General features: G+C 41.7%; 13 protein-coding genes. 3 read left to right on the top strand and 10 right to left on the bottom strand.

Annotated features, from left to right (window positions below):
• Positions 1-90 precede the first annotated feature (90 nt).
• Both RT138_RS16200 and RT138_RS16195 read right to left on the bottom strand, forming a co-directional pair.
• Positions 91-1,782 (bottom strand): amino acid permease, encoded by a 1,692-nt coding sequence (locus RT138_RS16200; protein ID WP_313191506.1) that lies wholly within the window; start codon positions 1,780-1,782, stop codon positions 91-93.
• Between the two features lie 41 nt (positions 1,783-1,823).
• Positions 1,824-2,507, bottom strand: coding sequence for a hypothetical protein (locus RT138_RS16195; protein WP_313191505.1), 684 nt, complete (start codon positions 2,505-2,507; stop codon positions 1,824-1,826).
• A gap of 84 nt (positions 2,508-2,591) precedes the next feature.
• Here RT138_RS16195 and tyrS point away from each other — a divergent pair, with 84 nt between their 5' ends.
• The gene (gene tyrS / locus RT138_RS16190) at positions 2,592-3,872 is read left to right on the top strand and encodes a tyrosine--tRNA ligase (RefSeq protein WP_313191504.1); all 1,281 of its coding nucleotides are present in this window, start codon (positions 2,592-2,594) and stop codon (positions 3,870-3,872) included.
• A 72-nt stretch (positions 3,873-3,944) separates the two neighbouring features.
• Here the strand turns inward: tyrS and RT138_RS16185 are convergent, their stop codons facing one another.
• On the bottom strand, positions 3,945-4,643 hold the full coding sequence (locus RT138_RS16185; protein WP_313191503.1) for a DUF4397 domain-containing protein: 699 nt from the start codon (positions 4,641-4,643) through the stop codon (positions 3,945-3,947).
• A 213-nt stretch (positions 4,644-4,856) separates the two neighbouring features.
• On the opposite strand from RT138_RS16185, the gene RT138_RS16180 reads away from it, so the two are divergent.
• Positions 4,857-7,460: a DNA translocase FtsK 4TM domain-containing protein gene (locus tag RT138_RS16180; RefSeq protein WP_313191502.1), complete on the top strand. Its 2,604-nt coding sequence runs from the start codon at positions 4,857-4,859 to the stop codon at positions 7,458-7,460.
• A gap of 3 nt (positions 7,461-7,463) precedes the next feature.
• Positions 7,464-8,108: an outer membrane lipoprotein carrier protein LolA gene (locus RT138_RS16175; protein ID WP_185213425.1), complete on the top strand. Its 645-nt coding sequence runs from the start codon at positions 7,464-7,466 to the stop codon at positions 8,106-8,108.
• A 150-nt stretch (positions 8,109-8,258) separates the two neighbouring features.
• On the opposite strand, the gene RT138_RS16170 is transcribed toward RT138_RS16175, so the two are convergent.
• From RT138_RS16170 to RT138_RS16140, 7 genes are all read right to left on the bottom strand, one after another.
• The gene (locus RT138_RS16170; protein ID WP_313191501.1) at positions 8,259-9,614 is read right to left on the bottom strand and encodes an FGGY family carbohydrate kinase; all 1,356 of its coding nucleotides are present in this window, start codon (positions 9,612-9,614) and stop codon (positions 8,259-8,261) included.
• A gap of 8 nt (positions 9,615-9,622) precedes the next feature.
• Positions 9,623-10,897 carry a TIM barrel protein gene (locus RT138_RS16165; protein WP_313191500.1) on the bottom strand — a complete coding sequence of 425 codons (1,275 nt, stop codon included), beginning with the start codon at positions 10,895-10,897 and terminating at the stop codon, positions 9,623-9,625.
• A gap of 30 nt (positions 10,898-10,927) precedes the next feature.
• Complete coding sequence (locus RT138_RS16160) at positions 10,928-13,036, bottom strand: bifunctional aldolase/short-chain dehydrogenase (protein ID WP_313191499.1); 2,109 nt, start codon at positions 13,034-13,036, stop codon at positions 10,928-10,930.
• 20 nt (positions 13,037-13,056) lie between these two features.
• Positions 13,057-14,130 (bottom strand): L-rhamnose/proton symporter RhaT, encoded by a 1,074-nt coding sequence (rhaT, locus tag RT138_RS16155; protein ID WP_313191498.1) that lies wholly within the window; start codon positions 14,128-14,130, stop codon positions 13,057-13,059.
• Positions 14,131-14,708: 578 nt separating this feature from the next.
• The gene (locus RT138_RS16150; RefSeq protein ID WP_185213420.1) at positions 14,709-15,338 is read right to left on the bottom strand and encodes a 3-oxoacid CoA-transferase subunit B; all 630 of its coding nucleotides are present in this window, start codon (positions 15,336-15,338) and stop codon (positions 14,709-14,711) included.
• A 3-nt stretch (positions 15,339-15,341) separates the two neighbouring features.
• The gene (locus RT138_RS16145) at positions 15,342-16,520 is read right to left on the bottom strand and encodes a thiolase family protein (RefSeq protein ID WP_313191497.1); all 1,179 of its coding nucleotides are present in this window, start codon (positions 16,518-16,520) and stop codon (positions 15,342-15,344) included.
• Positions 16,513-17,235 (bottom strand): CoA transferase subunit A, encoded by a 723-nt coding sequence (locus RT138_RS16140; RefSeq protein ID WP_313191496.1) that lies wholly within the window; start codon positions 17,233-17,235, stop codon positions 16,513-16,515. Before RT138_RS16140 ends, RT138_RS16145 begins: the two co-directional genes overlap by 8 nt.
• Positions 17,236-17,396 lie beyond the last annotated feature (161 nt).

Raw genomic sequence — 17,396 nt, 5'->3', positions numbered from 1 at the left:
TCTCCTAGAAAAAACTTAATTTTGTTAATCCGTCCAACTTTTTGGGGTCATGTCACATTGGCAGCCTTTTCTAATTCTATTTATCTCGTTCTATTTTGTATCGACATTTCTCAACTTGGAATTTCGATAGCCATATCCAAAATATATCGCTAAACCACCCAGTAACCATAGGATAAAGATAATCCAGTTACTCGCGCCTAATTCAGACATCAGGTAAAGGTTTACCAAGATTCCAATCACCGGTAGTAATGAAAAATTATATTTAAAGCTCAATACACTCAGCACCAACCAAGCTAACCAAAATACGATCACTAAAGATTTATGCAAAAGAATCGCCGAGGACCCCATACTCATCCAATCTGAAATGGACTCTCCACTAAACTTAACAGCGAGTATCAACCCAACAATTAATCCAATACCTACGATATATTTCCCATTGACATATGGCACCCTAAACTTAGAACGTTTGGATAAGCCTGAATGATCCATATACAACACGCCGCAACAGACTAGGATAAATGCAAAGAAAGTACCCACGGAGGTCAGATCGACAAAGAAATCCATCTTAAAGAACAATGCAGGGATAGCCACCACGATACCTGTCACGATCGTAGCAAAAGAAGGCGTTTTATATTTTGGGTGAATAGTTGCAAACTTCTTCCATAGCAATCCGTCCCTACTCATGGTCATCCAGATCCTTGGTTGAGCCAATTGGAACACGAGCAAAGCACTTGTAATCGCAATTACGGAAGTAACCGAAATAATCCCTGCCATATGATCGAAGCCTACATATTCGAACACATAAGCCAATGGATCTTTCACATTCAATTCCTTGTAATTCACCATTCCTGTCAACACAAGTGTGATCGCTACATAAAGCACAGCACAGATCAACAAACAATAGATCATCGCTTTTGGAAGGTCCCTTTGGGGGTTCTTGCACTCCTCTGCCGTTGTGGAAATGGAGTCAAAACCGATAAAAGCGAAGAATACAGCTGCTACCCCACTCATTACACCTCCTAAACCATTCGGCGCAAATGGAGTCCAGTTCTCTGGTTTAACAAAGAAAATACCACCGATAATCACCGCAAGGATAATCCCAATCTTGATCAGCACCATGATATTACTGGCTTTCCGTGACTCTTTAATCCCGATATACACCAGCCAGGTTACCAGGAAAGTGATCAATCCAGCAGGCATGTCAAAGATAATGGGGATATCCAAGATCCTCGGTGCAGTATCATAAGCTTGCAGAGCAACCTTATCGATCTTCTCCAAATTCTCCATCCCAACTTCCAGGAATTTCTGATGTGCATCTAGGGCATAACCTGGAGCCATGGTCATCCATTTGGGGAGATGTATCCCAAAGCCTTCCAGCATGGATACAAAATACTGCGACCATGATATGGCCACTACCATATTGGATACGGCATATTCGAGCACCAGGGCCCAGCCAATTATCCAAGCAAACAATTCACCAAATGCCACATAAGCATAGGTATATGCACTACCGGAAACCGGTACAGTACTCGCAAACTGAGCATAGGAAAGAGCAGTAAACACACAGGCAAATGCCACAAACACGAAGAGCAGCGAAACGGCCGGACCTCCATTGTAGCTAGCCAAACCGATGGTACTGAAAATACCAGCCCCTACGATGGCTGCAATACCAAGGGATACTAAATCTCGAACTCCTAAAATTTTTGCTAATCCAGAACCACCATGTTCAGCGTCTGAAAGAATTTGATCTACGCTTTTCTTTCGGAAAAGTCTATTAGCCATATTAAGTTAATTTATTGGACAAGTAACAAAAGTGAAAAAAATTATGACAAATACGTCAAGTTATCCTGAATATATGTGTAGATATCCTTGAAATCCTTCATATCCTCATTGCAATAATCGACCAAGACTTCGGTCAATCCTTCATGTATTCCCTTTGGGGTCTCAAAGGTCCAGATACGTTTTGAAATGTTGATCAGTGGCTTTGAAATCTGATCAAGATCTTTATAATCAAAAATATACTTCCATGCTAGGAATTTATCATAAAAGGCAACAAACCCATCAATATCTTCCACACCGATGGTTTTCAAATAACTTCTCATAATTGGTTTGTGAACATTTTCCAGATGTTCATATAATCTCGAAACATTGACAAGCTGGTGCTTGATCAACAGATGGTCGAGCATCAATTCTACTGCGATATGGGCCATGAAAGTCCCACGGATCGGCGTACCTTCCAATACAGGGTCCAGCTTGCGTCTCAGGTGATGGCAATGGTTCAAAAAGAACTCACTGCTATGGAATAACTTGTCCACCTCCACATGCCGATACCAACCTTCGGATATTTCCATAGTCTGGGGATGGGCAAAAAGCTGTTCCTCGAATTTTTGGGGATGAAAGATATAGGACTTATCTACATTCTTCAACAAGTCAGGCAACAAAGAGCCAAGAACACGCTCAGGGATAGTTGCAAACCTTTCAAAATAGAAATGTGAGAGAAAATTCATCCGCTATATCAAACAATAATTATCTGAAAGATACAGTTTAATCTCGTATCTTTGCAACTTAAATAAAAATCTTAAGGGTATATTATGAACTTTGTAGAAGAACTACGCTGGAGAGGCATGCTTCAAGACATCATGCCAGGAACAGAAGAATTGTTAAACAAAGAACAAGTAGCGGGATATATCGGCTTCGACCCGACAGGCGATTCTCTACATGTTGGTCATTTAACTCAAATCATGACCCTGATCCACTTTCAACACGCAGGCCACAAACCTGTTGCCCTTGTTGGTGGTGCTACAGGTATGATCGGAGACCCTTCATTCAAATCAGCTGAACGTAATCTTCTTGATGAAGCTACGTTAGCTCACAATGTTGCATCCCTGAAACATCAATTGACCAAATTCTTAACGTTTGGCGAAGGTGAAACAGATGCAAAAATGGTGAACAACTTCGATTGGTTCAAGGACTTCAGTTTCTTGGACTTCATCCGTGACGTTGGTAAGCTGATTACCGTGAATTATATGATGGCCAAAGATTCTGTAAAGAAACGTTTGGAAGGCGAAAACGGCCTTTCCTTCACCGAGTTCTCCTATCAATTAATTCAAGGTTATGACTTCTATTATCTTTGGAAAAACCAGAACTGCAAAATCCAAATGGGTGGTTCTGACCAATGGGGTAACATCGTTACAGGAAGTGAAATCGTTCGCAGATTAGAACAAGGGACTGTTTTCGGATTAACTACGCAATTGATCAAAAAGTCCGACGGACAGAAGTTCGGTAAGACAGAATCAGGGGCAGTATGGTTGGACGCTAAGAAAACCTCTCCTTATAAATATTATCAATTCTGGTTGAATGCAACTGATGATGACGCTAAAAACTGGATCAAGATCTTCACCTTGAAAACTAAGGAAGAAATTGATGCCATTATCGCTGAACATGATGCTGCACCGCACTTGAGAATTGTTCAAAAGGCATTAGCTAAGGACATCACCACACGTACGCACTCTGAACTAGACTACGAAACAGCAGTTAAGACTTCGGAATTCCTTTTTGGAAACGGAGACCTTTCTTTCCTAGCTAACTTAGACCATGATGCCGTACTTGAGGTATTCGATGGTGTTCCTCAATCCAACCTGGACAGGGCAAAATTAGCCGAAGGCATCAACATCTTAGACCTACTGGTTGAGACACAGGTTTTCCCTTCAAAGGGTGAAGCTAGAAAAATGTTGCAAGGTGGTGGAGTTTCCTTGAACCGCGAGAAATTAACAGACATTGAATTGCTAGTAAACACCAGCAACCTGATCAATGACAAATACTTAATTGCTCAACGTGGTAAAAAGAACTACTACTTGATCACCGTAGCATAAAGATCAAGCTATATCAAAAAGAAAGCCCGTAATCGACTTGATTACGGGCTTTCTTTTTGTTCTCCAATCCGATTAGAGTTCCAATATTTTATATTTTATTTCCCTTTTCTCCGAATTTTCTTCCTGCTCGGTATACAACACGATCGAGAAAACGGAGCGGTCTTTTCCAGCTAAGTTTATTTCAATATTATCATATTTGCGGTCGGTGGAACTGATTTCAAACTTAAAATCTTCCTTCGAAGAGTATTCATTCAATCCAAAGACTCTATTCTCCATGTCATGGGTCACTTTCGAATTCAGATATTGAAAGTCCAATTTAAGTCTAGAATCTGACACCAGGTTAACCAGCCTAACTTTCATCTTACCTGTTTCAGGCTTAATCACATCATCCTCTGTTACAAGCGGTTCTCTATTATTAGCACCATAAAAAAAGTAAGAGTAAATTTTTGGACTCTGAAAGACTTTCTCTGTGGCATACAAGACAGCTCCTTTCGTAGTTTTCAGCTCCAACAATCTTTTTCCAGGAAATAAAGTCCGGTGGTTAAGGTATCCTCCTGTGCTAAAATTCTCGTTGTCCTTATTGATTAATTTTCCATCGATCAAAAGCTGCAGGTTACTTGTTCCTTCGATGGCATTGAAAGCAGCAATACCTGAAAAACCATCGCTGTCCAGATTTTCAGGTCCCATTCCATCATCTTTGGCACAGCCTTGCATGAAAATCGTAAAACATAGCGCTATAACAGGCAGCAAATATTTATTTCTTGGAAACATACTTCAAAATTCTTTATATTCAAAGATACAACGAATTTGGAGAGCTTATTGCTACAGCTCAATGAATTCAAATCAATGAACTATTTATGCATTAGCTTTATCGATTCCAATTGTTTTTAACAGGACATGATACCATGTTGTGTTATGACCTACACAATGGAATCATAAAAGTTTTTTTTTAAGTTTGTACTAACGTAAATCACGTCATAATTAATGGCTAAATTAAATACATTTAAAAACGGTAGTGGTAGCACTGGGACTAAGAAGACGAAGAACACTACTATTTCATATCAAAAAAGAGCAAAAACCAAATCTTTTGACCAATTCAACTTTTCGGAAGGTCAGAGAAAGGCTCTAAAAATATTAGGCTTATTTCTTCTTTTGCTCGCTGGTCTATTCACCGTTGCATTTGTTTCCTATTTGTTCACTTGGCAATCTGACCAAAGCTACATCGCCCAAAGCAATGGCGGATGGAGCACTTTGATGCAAACTACCGAAGAAATCCATGATGAAACTATTGAAACACCAATCGTTCAGAATAAACTCGGAAAATTCGGAGCCCTGTTAGCCAATCAATTTATCTATGAATGGTTTGGCGTCGCTTCCTTCCTATTTATTTTGGTCTTATTTGTTATCGGATACAAGTTCCTTTACAAAAGATCGATCCTTCCTGTTTGGAAAACCGTGATCTATTCCCTTGTAGCTATTATCCTCTTGTCAATAACCCTTGGTTTCGCCCAAGATTTTATATCCAATACACCCCATATCCTTGAAGGTAAATTTGGTTTCTGGACCAACCAGATCCTGAAAAATCAAATCGGAACCGTAGGGACCGGCGGCTTGCTCGTATTTATTTTCTTGACAGCATTGGTATTGCTGTACAACTACGACTTAAGATTCTCATTCCAGTCCTCCAAAAAACAATTGGAAGACGAGGATGAAGAATTTGAAGAAGATGATCAAAATTATACCACGGTCAATAATAAGATCAAGACAAATACACAGCAAAACATCGCTACAGACACCTATGCTGTACCTGATGAGGAAGAAGATGAAGTTGGCAGTGTAGATTTCACGTCCAACAAAGAAGAGGACAATACGGTATCTCTTCCATTGAATGTAAATGCTATCAAGCCCAATACAAACTTTGTTGAGAACCAGGAAAAAGAAATCGAGCTCAGTATTGATCCCCCTCCTGCCCCAGTAAAGAAATCTGAAGAGGTTGCAGAACCTGCACTTACTGTGGAAAGGGTCATTGAGGAAAAGCCGATTTCAGCCAATGACTTAGTGGAGAAATTTGGTGAATATGATCCTAAACTAGACCTTTCAGGATACCAATACCCTGGTCTTGATCTATTGAAAGATTATGGCTCCGGAAAAATCACGATTAACCAACAGGAACTTGAAGCCAACAAAAACAGAATTGTTGAAACGCTGAGAAACTATAGCATTGAAATCGAACATATCAAAGCGACCATCGGACCAACGGTCACCTTATATGAAATCATCCCGAAACCGGGCGTTCGTATTTCTAAGATCAAGAATTTGGAGGATGATATTGCCCTTAGTTTAGCAGCCTTGGGTATCCGTATCATTGCACCGATGCCTGGTAAAGGAACGATTGGTATCGAGGTACCAAGCTCCACGCCTGAAATGGTATCGATGCGTTCTATCTTGACCACCGAGAAATTCCAGAAGTCAGATATGGACCTACCTATCGCCTTAGGAAAAACCATTTCCAATGAGGTATATATTGCCGATTTGGCAAAAATGCCGCACTTATTGGTAGCGGGTGCTACAGGTCAGGGTAAATCGGTTGGTATCAATGCGATTTTAACCTCGCTGCTTTACAAGAAGCATCCGGCCGAGTTAAAGTTTGTCCTGGTCGACCCTAAGAAAGTAGAGTTATCCTTATTCAAGAAAATCGAAAGACATTTCTTGGCAAAACTGCCTAATGAGGATGAACCGATCATCACCGATACGAAAAAAGTAATCAACACCTTAAATTCCCTTTGTATTGAAATGGATCAACGTTATGATCTATTAAAAAATGCACAGGTAAGGAATTTAAAGGAATATAATGCAAAATTTATCAATCGTCGATTAAACCCTGAGGAGGGTCATCGATTCTTACCATTTATAGTTCTTATAATTGATGAGTTTGCCGATTTGATCATGACTGCCGGTAAGGAAGTAGAAACACCTATCGCTCGTCTTGCTCAGTTAGCCCGTGCCGTGGGTATCCACTTGGTCATTGCAACCCAAAGACCATCCGTGAATATCATTACAGGTACCATCAAAGCTAACTTCCCAGCTCGACTGGCCTTCAGGGTACTTTCGAAAACCGACTCAAGGACCATCTTGGATAGTGGCGGTGCCGACCAATTGATTGGTCGTGGTGACATGTTGCTCGCAACAGGTAGTGACCTAATCCGTATCCAATGTGCCTTTGTCGACACGCCTGAGGTAGATCAGATTTCTGATTTCATCGGATCGCAACGTGGATATCCATCTGCCCACTTATTACCAGAGTACATTGATGAAAATGGTGAAGGTTCCGGCTTAGCGGATTTCGACATGTCCGATAGAGACCAGTTATTTGAAGAAGCTGCAAGGCTGATCGTCATGCATCAACAAGGCTCAACATCATTGATTCAGCGCAAATTAAAATTAGGTTATAACCGCGCTGGAAGGATCATCGATCAACTGGAAGCTGCAGGTATTGTAGGTCCATTTGAAGGAAGTAAAGCACGCGAGGTGCTATACCCCGATGAATACTCATTGGAACAATATTTGGAAACATTAAGAAAAGATTAATTAATGATGATGAGATTTATCTATGTATTTGTTGCCCTATTTAGTGCAACATTAGCTTTCGGACAAAATGGTTCAACCAAGAAAATCTTGGATGAAGTGTCCCAAAAATATGATGGTTACAAAACCATTCAATCCGAATTCACTTTTAAAGCTACGCAGGCTAATGGTGAGAACTATACCGATAAAGGGAAATTGTTCCTGAACAAACCTTCCAATCAGTATAAGATTTCATTGCCTACACAGGACCTGATTTCTGATGGCAAATCCACTTGGTCCGTTCTTAAGGAAGATAAAGAAGTTCAGGTTTCTGAAGCAGACAATTCTGGACAATCCATTGGACCCAACAATATATTCACCTTCTATAAATCAGGATATAAATATGGAAGTTCTTCCAATCAGTCGGATGCCGCTGCTGGTAAGTTGACCGCAATTGACTTGACTCCTGAGGATGCAAAAAGTAATTATTCCAAGATCCAGGTCCGCATCAACAAGAACAAGCATATCCATGATGTAACCATCTTTGACAAATCTGGCGCTAAGTATACTTATACCATTAACGGCCTGTATGTCAACAGCCCAATTGCTGGTTCTACTTTCCAATTTAACAAAGGAAATTACCCAGGATTTGAAGTCGTAGATTTACGTTAAGAAACCAAACATTTCATATAAAAAAGGCGAGTCAACCCCAGGTTGCTCGCCTTTTTGCTCTATTAGCCTACAGCCATCACTAACATAAAAAAGCCTCATTGCTGAGGCCTTCTTATACTTATTCTAAAAAATTATAATGAAAATTCTAAACTATGCCCGAAAGAACCGCAGCTCGATCAGATCGTTTGGTACAGGCAAGGTATTCCAATGCGCATGAATGGCTAAAGCTGCCCCAACAGCCGTGGCCTGCGCCATAGATGCAGCATAAACCTCAACTTGGGGATACTCCTTGGCCAACAGGTTCATATAGATAGCATTCTTGCTGAATCCTCCATCGACAAAGACCCTACTGATCTTTCCATCATCCATGATCAAATTGGTCGATCGTACCTGCGCCTTCACCAGGTGCAACATAAAGGAATGGTAGGCCTCTTTATAGTCCTTAAATTGATTTAGATCCAGTTTCGAGAAAGCATCCAACTCATCGGAAATCTCTTTCTTTTGTAAGGCATCTATTAAATTCCAATCAATATCCATATTCCTGAATTTTGCTGTCGTAACAGCAAAATGATCCGCAATACGTTTGGATTGCACATCATGTTCATGTCCTGCGAACAAGCGCGAAGCCTTTACTGGCTTCCCCGCATAGGACAGGTAAAATAAACAATCCTGCTCCAGCTCTGATTTGGTCAGTGGACTATGGTTGTAGGGATTCAAAGAAATACACCAGGTTCCTGTTGAGATCAATACAAATGGCTCATGAAAATTCAACAAGTAGGGAATCAAGGCCGATGAACTATCATGAAGGCCAGACCCGATCACAAAGGTACTTCCCGGAAAATTTGCCGAGAACACTTCATCCGCTTGCACAACCGGAGCCAATTTTTCATCAATGGCATTATCCTTTACCCATTGGTGATAATCCTGCTTGTGGTAATCCCACAATGCTGTATGGCAACCAATGCTCGTCTTATCCGAATAGAGCTTGCCAGAAAGCAAAAAACTGAGGTATTGTGGCAAATGCAGCGCACAATGGATCTCCTTGAAGACCTGAGGTCTTTCTTTCTTCACCCGAAACAATTGCAGACCGGAATTTAAACTCCCTAAATCTGGCGATGCCGTATCTAAACTAAATTTTTCCAAACCTCCATATTGATTATGTAGTCTGTCTTTCAGTTCCTGGGGATAGGCTTTCAAATAATTGTACAGTGGTGTCAGCGGTTGTCCATCCTCTTTGATCAGAACAAAGCTGGCCCCATAGGAAGTAAAGTTGATTGCTTTAACTTCAAATTCTGTTTTACGGAAAATCTCATGTAGCGAATCAAACACGGAAAGCCTCAAGCTTTCAATATTTTCACATGGATCCCCATCCTCATCGACCGTTTCTAAAAAACGTGCAGATTTTTCATAGACGATCTGATAATGTTCATCAAATAAGAACAATTTTTTGTTCGTTTTGCCAACATCAAAAATGGCAACAACCGGTATACGTTCTTTTTGTCCCATTTCTTTTTTTATAATCCCGTAGCAACCGAGTTTTCACCTCTTTCTTTCACTAATTCATCCCTAACAGCTAGTTCATCGAACAATAGTAGCGGATCTAATGCAGCTCCAGACCTTAATCTTGCCTCAGCTACTATCGGTCGGACATCTGTCCGGAATGCATCCTGCAAGATGTTCTGTGCTTCAACGATATCATTATTTTGTTGAGCTGCTTTCAATGCATCTCGGTCTACCAAAAGCGCTTGGGCATATGCGATCAGGATAGCTTCCACAGATTGCAATAGATCAACAAGTGGATCTTTCAGGTTATGCGATGCATCAATCATCCAGCCCAAATCGCGAACATGATCCATCCCCCTAGCATCCATGCCTTCTACCAATTCATTGAAGATCAGGAACAGTTGATAGGGTTTAATAGCCCCAGCAGTGAGGTCATCATCAGCATATTTACTATCATTGAAATGGAAACCTCCTAATTTCCCTTCCATCAGCAATAATGAAACAATCTGCTCAATATTGGCATTAGGAAGATGATGGCCTAGATCAACCAGCGTGTATGCCTTAGGTCCCAACTTTGTGGCCAATAGCAAAGATTGCCCCCAATCTCCTATTGTCATTGAATAAAAGAAAGGTTCAAATGCTTTGTACTCCACAAACAATTTCCAATCCTCAGGCAGATGGGCATAGATCTCTTTCAGACTTTCCAAAGTATTTTGAAAAGCTTCCCGAAAGTTCAATTGACCTGGAAAGGAAGAACCATCCGCCAACCAGACGGTCAACGCCTTCGACCCTAACGCTATTCCATGGTCTATAACCTCTTTATTATGGGCCACAGCCTGTTTCCTGACTTTCGGATCCACATGCTGCAATGAACCATATTTATAGCTTAATTCCTGACCTTTCTGGTCCTGAAAGGTATTGGAGTTTACCGCATCAAATTTTAGGTCAAAGGAAGCAGCCAGATCCTTGATCTTTTGGGAATCTTTAGGGATATCCCAAGGAATATGCAATGAAATGGCACCACTTGATCGATTTAAGGCATGTAATAAACCTACGTCCTCAATCTTTTCCTCCAATGTCCCAGGCTCTCCATGGCCACTGAACCTGCCGAAACGGGTACCTCCCGTTCCTAAAGCCCAACTAGGAATGGCAACCTGAAACTTTTCAAGCTTCGATACAATAGCTTCAATCCCTTGAATATCTTCTTTCAGAAATTGGAAAGCACGCTGGTGCCTACTCTCCAATTTCTTATTGTGCTCTTCAATCTGTTCTTTCGCAATTCTCATTGTACCTGCTTTATGTTTTTGAAATGGTCCTTATCTCACAAAGGCCATGGCAACTCCACCATCCACATTCAATACATTCCCTGTAGATTTGTTCAACAGTCCGCCAACAAAGGCAAAACATGCATTGGCAATATCTTCTGGCAAGATCACCTCATTTAATAAAGTTCGTTTCGCATAGAAAGCCGGCAACTCTTCAACAGATATACCATAGGCTTTTGCTCTTCCTTCAGCCCATCCTCCGGCCCAGATATTACTGTCCGAAATAACTGCATCTGGATTTACCACATTGACCCTGATCTTGTCCGGACCTAACTCAGCGGCATTTAAGCGGCTAAGGTGTAACTGGCTGGCCTTGGCACTGCCGTATCCGGCATTGTTTGGACCACTCACCAGCGCATTCTTGCTCACGATATTGAGGATATCCCCACCTATTCCTTGAGCCTTCATGACATGTACCGCTTGTTGGGTGACATAAAACTGCCCCTTCACCAACACATCGTATAATAGATCAAGATCCTTGCTGCTATGGTCCTCAATGGTTTTTGAGATCGACAGCCCGGCATTGTTCACTACGATGTCGATACCTGCGTAATTCAAACATGCTTTTTCAAATGCGACTTTGATCTGCTCTTCATTGGTTACATCTAAAGGTACAGAGACTACATTATCATTTCCAAAGGCAGCTTCAAATTCTTTTTTGGCACCGGCCAATCGTTCCGCATTTAAGTCATTCAGTACAATGACAGCACCTTCTTCAGCAAATTTCTTGGCGATAGCCTTGCCTATTCCGCCCGCACTACCTGTAACCAATGCAATCCTTCCCGATAAGGCTTTCGGTTTTGGCATACGCTGTAATTTTGCTTCCTCAAGCAACCAATATTCAATATTGAAAGCTTCTTGTCTAGGCAAGGATGTATATTCACTTACCGCTTCAGAACCTTTCATCACATTGATCGCATTGGTATAGAACTCTGCAGCTACCCTTGCAGTTTGTTTGTCTTTCGCAAAGGCAAACATCCCTACACCAGGATAAATGATGATTACCGGATTTCTATCCCTGATCGCTGGGCTGTTCGGATGTTTACAAGTTTCATAATATTCCGTGTACATGGCCCTATAATCCTCAAACAGGGGAGCAAGCTTCTCCTTCAATGCTTTAACATCATTCAGGTCTTCATCTTTGTCCAGGTTCAGGATCAATGGCTGTATCTTGGTTCTCAAGAAATGATCTGGACAGCTGGTACCTAATGGTGCCAATTTCTCCAGATCATTGGAGTTGATGTATTCCAGTACACGGTGGTCATCTGTGAAATGACCAATCATGTGGCGTTCACTGGAACAGAACCCTCTTAAAATAGGCGCTATTTTAGCCGCCTGTACCTGTCTTCCTTTGGGATCCAGACTTTCTACTTTCTGCCCTCCAAATATTGCTCTGTTCTTACCATAGTTTTCTTCCAGGTAATTCGCACAAGCCTCAATCACATCCAAGGAATTGATATAGCAATCCTTTGCATTGTCGCCCCAGGTAAAAAGACCATGGGAACCCAACATGATGCCACGGATACCCGGATTTTCTTCCAGACATTCACGCAATTGCAACCCTAGGTCAAAGCCTGGCTTTTGCCAATCCACCCAACCAATCGTCCCGTTAAAGAGCTCTTGCGTAATTTTCTCGCCATCCTTGGCTGCCGCGATGGCAATCGCTGCATCGGGGTGAAGGTGATCAATATGTTTGAATGGTAAAAATCCATGCAATGGGGTATCGATTGAAGGTGCTTTCGACGCTAGATCAAAAATGCAGTGATTGAACAGTTCAACCATCTCATCTTCATGTTCTATCCCTCGGTACACTTTTTCAAGATCCCGTAGCCTATCTACATATAAAGCAGCTAGTCCGGACTTCTTCAATGTTCCTATATCCCCTCCTGAGCCTTTGATCCACATTACCTCTACTTCCTCTCCGGTCAAGGGGTCTTTATCCATTACTTTGCAGGAGGTATTTCCTCCGCCATAATTGGTAATCCTTAGATCCGATCCTAAAATGTTAGAACGGTATAATAACAGAGCTACCTCATCACCCGCAAGCTGTTGAGCGTACTCATCATCCCATAAATAATTAACGTGTTTGTATGTTCTCACAGTTATATATATTTAGTTTATTATTCTAATGTTTTCGCAAATCCCACTATGCATATCGACAGAATGATAGTGGCTATTCCAGCAATGATCGCTGTATATGTTGGTTTACTAACTCCTTTCCATTCCTTGAGGGCAACTCCCCAAGCATTGGATATCAAAATGATAAAGGCCATGTGCAGGATCCATGAACTCGCACCATTGCCCAATCTACTTTCGCCCATCCCATAGAAAAAGAACTGCAGGTACCAAGTCGTCCCAGCTATGGCACAGAGCAAAAAGTTTTTTCCAATTGGCGTATCTCTTTTCGTATAATCTACAAACGAATGGTTCTTGATCAATAGGTACAGACACCATAAAAAATTTGTGCTGAATCCACCCCAGAGGATTACGATATAGGTTACATTGTTTTGGTATAAAAACTCCCCTTGACCTGGATGGGCAGACTTCCATAAACTATTGGCGACTTCTGCCATGGGTTTGCCTGATTCTATTCCAAAATTAAAACAGGCACTCAAAACCCCAGATACGATAGCAACAATGATCCCCAATCCAAAATTATAGTCTGCCTTCGATTCAGACCCCAAGTCTCCCAAACTTCTTTCCTTTAATACTCCTGCCTTCCCACATAAATAGATCCCAACCACACAGACCAACAGTCCAACCATCACACAGATTCCAGCGTTCTCCGTAAAGAAATAATCAATGCCATGCTTTCCCTCGTTCCTGTTGAAGAAATAATATATGGCCGGCATCAAGGATCCAAAGACCATGCTCAGTCCCAGGATCACACTGCTCCCCAAGGAAACCCCTAAATATCTCACTCCTAGACCATAGGTCAACCCTCCTATTCCCCAGAGTATGCCAAACAGAAAAGTATATCCTAAAATATGGTTTCCTGTATTGCTGATGATATCCCAAAAATTAGGGATAGTCAGCCATGCCGCAATCGGAGGAACAATGATCCAAGAGAACAAACCACCTAAAATCCACATTGCCTCCCAGGACCAGCCCTTTACTTTCTTAAACGGAACGTAAAAACTACCAGACGCAAAGCCACCAATAAAATGAAATATTACTCCTGCTAATGCATTCATACGTGATCAAAAAGTGATTTAGGTTTTTAAGTTATTCCGAAGATATTTTATTTCTTTCATTCAACTGTTATGCACTGTCATGCTGTATGTAACTTAAGTCACATATCTTCACTGAAACTTTAAAGAAAAGATTAAAAAGGTTAATATTCTTTCAGCTTTTGTACTGTAAAAACATTTTAGACAATAATCATAATACAGCAGCCAATCTATCTAATAACAAATTAAATGATATAATCTTAATCGAAATTGGGAGGAGTCAGTTACGTACGTTTTGAACCAGGATTCCCCTCGACTTCGCTCGGGGTACAGGGTGAGAGGATGGACCAAGATCATGTTTTGAACCAGGATTCCCCTCGACTTCGACCGGGGTACAGGGTGAGAGGATGGACCAAGATCAGACCGTCTGCCGAAAGGCATGAAACGTATTGGAATATTGCAGAAATATGTTTTTACTGATTTAACATTTTGCATTGCGAACAGTTCCTGAACCTTCGGTCCAAGATGACAGGAACTTTAAAAAAACAGACACAAGACCTTAGCGTGCTGAACGGTCTATTGTCTTGTGTCTTTGTATTATGCTAATAAAAAAGTTTCCCTGCGGTACTTTGTTTTACCATATCCAAAGATACGCCATCATGGAGCTCAAGTACCTTAAATCCGCCAGTTGGCAACACTTCAAATACGCCTAATTCCGTTACGATCTTCTTAACGCATTTCACACCGGTCAAGGGCAATGTACAACTCGGCAGCAGTTTAGACTCGCCGGCTTTGTTGACATGTTGCATGGCCACAATGATATTTTCAGCACTTGCCACTAGATCCATGGCTCCGCCCATGCCTTTTACCATTTTACCGGGAATCTTCCAGTTGGCGATATCACCATTCTCCGAAACCTCCATGGCGCCTAGGATGGTAAGGTCAATCTTTCGGGAACGGATCATTCCAAAGCTCATGGCCGAATCAAAGAAGGCTGAGCCTGGTAAGGTCGTGATGGTCTGTTTTCCGGCATTGATATAGTCTGCATCTTCTTCACCTTCAAAAGGGAAAGGTCCCATACCCAACAAACCATTTTCACTTTGCAGAACTACATTGATATTGTCGGGGATATAATTGGCAACCAAGGTTGGGATTCCAATCCCCAGGTTGACATAATAGCCGTCCTTTATCTCCTTAGCAATTCGTTTTGCTATTCCAAACTTGTCCAACATAGGTTAAATCTTTTTGAGGATCATGGCACTTGCCCCACCGCCTCCATTACAGATTGCGGCAAGTCCTAGCTGACCATTTTCCTGATGTAAAACACTGGTTAAAGTCACGATGATCCGAGCACCGGAACAACCCAATGGATGCCCAAGTGAAACCGCTCCACCGTAAACATTCATCTGGTCTTCGGAAATGTCCAATAGCTTGGCATTGGCCAAGGCAACAACCGAGAAGGCCTCGTTGAATTCAAAATAATCGATATCATCTACTGTCAGCCCAACCTTTTGCAAAACCTTCTGGGTAGCGGCGGTTGGTGTGGTAGTAAACCATTCCGGAGATTGTTCCGCATCTGCATAGGCAATCACCTCTGCTAGGGGCTTAACGCCAAGCTCATTTACCTTTTCTTCACTCATCAAGATTACCGCAGCAGCGCCATCGCTTAATGTCGATGCATTGGCAGCCGTAATCGTTCCATCCGTTTTAAAGGAGGCCTTCAATTGACTGACCTTTTCAAAGTTGATATTCTTGAATTCCTCATCCTCATCAACCATGACCGAACCCTTTCTAGATTTTACCTCTACAGGAACCACTTCATTCTTGAATTTCCCCGTCTCCCAGGCAATCTTGCTTCGGGTATAGGATTGAATGGCATATTCATCTTGATCCGCCCTACTGATCTCATATTTTTCCGCACAGAGTTCACCACAATTCCCCATGGCTTTATCCGAATAGACATCCGTTAGTCCATCTTTTTGGATGCCGTCGGTTAATTTCTGATCGCCATATTTAGCACCCCATCTAGCTGCTGTATCATAAAAAGGAACTTGGCTCATATTCTCCATTCCTCCAGCAATCACCACTTGGGCATCACCCAATAGAATTTGCTGCACACCAATTGAAATTGCTTTCATCCCACTTGCACAGACCTTATTGATGGTTGTTGCTGGCACGTGGTCGGGTATACCGGCAAATTTTGAAGCTTGCCTGGCAGGTGCCTGTCCCAGATTTGCCTGGAGTACGGAACCCATATAGACTTCATCCACATGGTGCTTCTCCAATTTAATTTCGTCCATAACAGCTTTGATGACCGTAGCCCCCAACTCGGTGGAGGAAACAGTGGCCAAGGATGACCCGAAACTTCCCATTGCTGTTCTTTTGGCAGCAACGATATATACTTTTTTACGCATTATCTTCTCTATTTCTTACTGTTCTTTGTTCAATTCTTTTTTCATACTTCGCACCTTGGAATATCTTGTTCACAAAGATGCCAGGAGTATGGATATGGTTTGGATCCAACTCGCCTACTTCCACTAATTCCTCCACTTCTGCGATGGTGATCTTACCACACATGGCGACTGCATGGTTAAAATTCTGCGCCGTACCACGATAAACCAAGTTGCCCGCGGTATCTCCTTTCCATGCTTTGACCAAAGCATAGTCAGGTTCAAAAGCATATTCCATTAGATAATCTTTCTCCACCCCATGGAAGGTAAACCTTCTTACTTCTTTTACCTCTGCTACTTCAGTCCCCACACCTGCAGGGGTATAAATAACGGGCAGTCCGTAACCACCAGCCATTAATCGCGTGGCCAAAGTTCCCTGTGGAACCAAGTCTACTTCCAGCTCCCCACTCAACATCTGTCTTTCAAATTCAGCATTTTCACCGACATAGGATGCGATCATCTTCTTGATCTGCTTGTTCTGAAGCAGGAGGCCCAAACCGAAATCATCCACTCCAGCATTGTTACTGATGCAAGTAAGGTCTTTGACCCGCTTTTCCAACAAAGCCGAAATCAGGTTCTCAGGAATCCCACACAGCCCAAATCCACCTAAGGAAATCGTCATGCCATCCTGAATCCCCTCAATAGCCTGCTGTGCATTAGATACTGTTTTATTAATCATATCTGTACATTGCGTTATTTTCCCTTTCGGGAATGAATAAATCTTTTAGAGCTTAGGACAACCAAATAATCATCTTAAAATCAATGAGTTGATAAAATATTTTTTGGTATAATATTTATTTATGTCCTGAAGTTTATAATCATGATAAATTTAACGAAATT

Origin of the sequence: Sphingobacterium sp. (genome assembly GCF_032065005.1) — a bacterium.
GTDB lineage: Bacteria > Bacteroidota > Bacteroidia > Sphingobacteriales > Sphingobacteriaceae > Sphingobacterium.
Note: the sequence above shows the minus strand (reverse complement) of the source record. Positions and strands in the feature narration are given on the sequence as shown.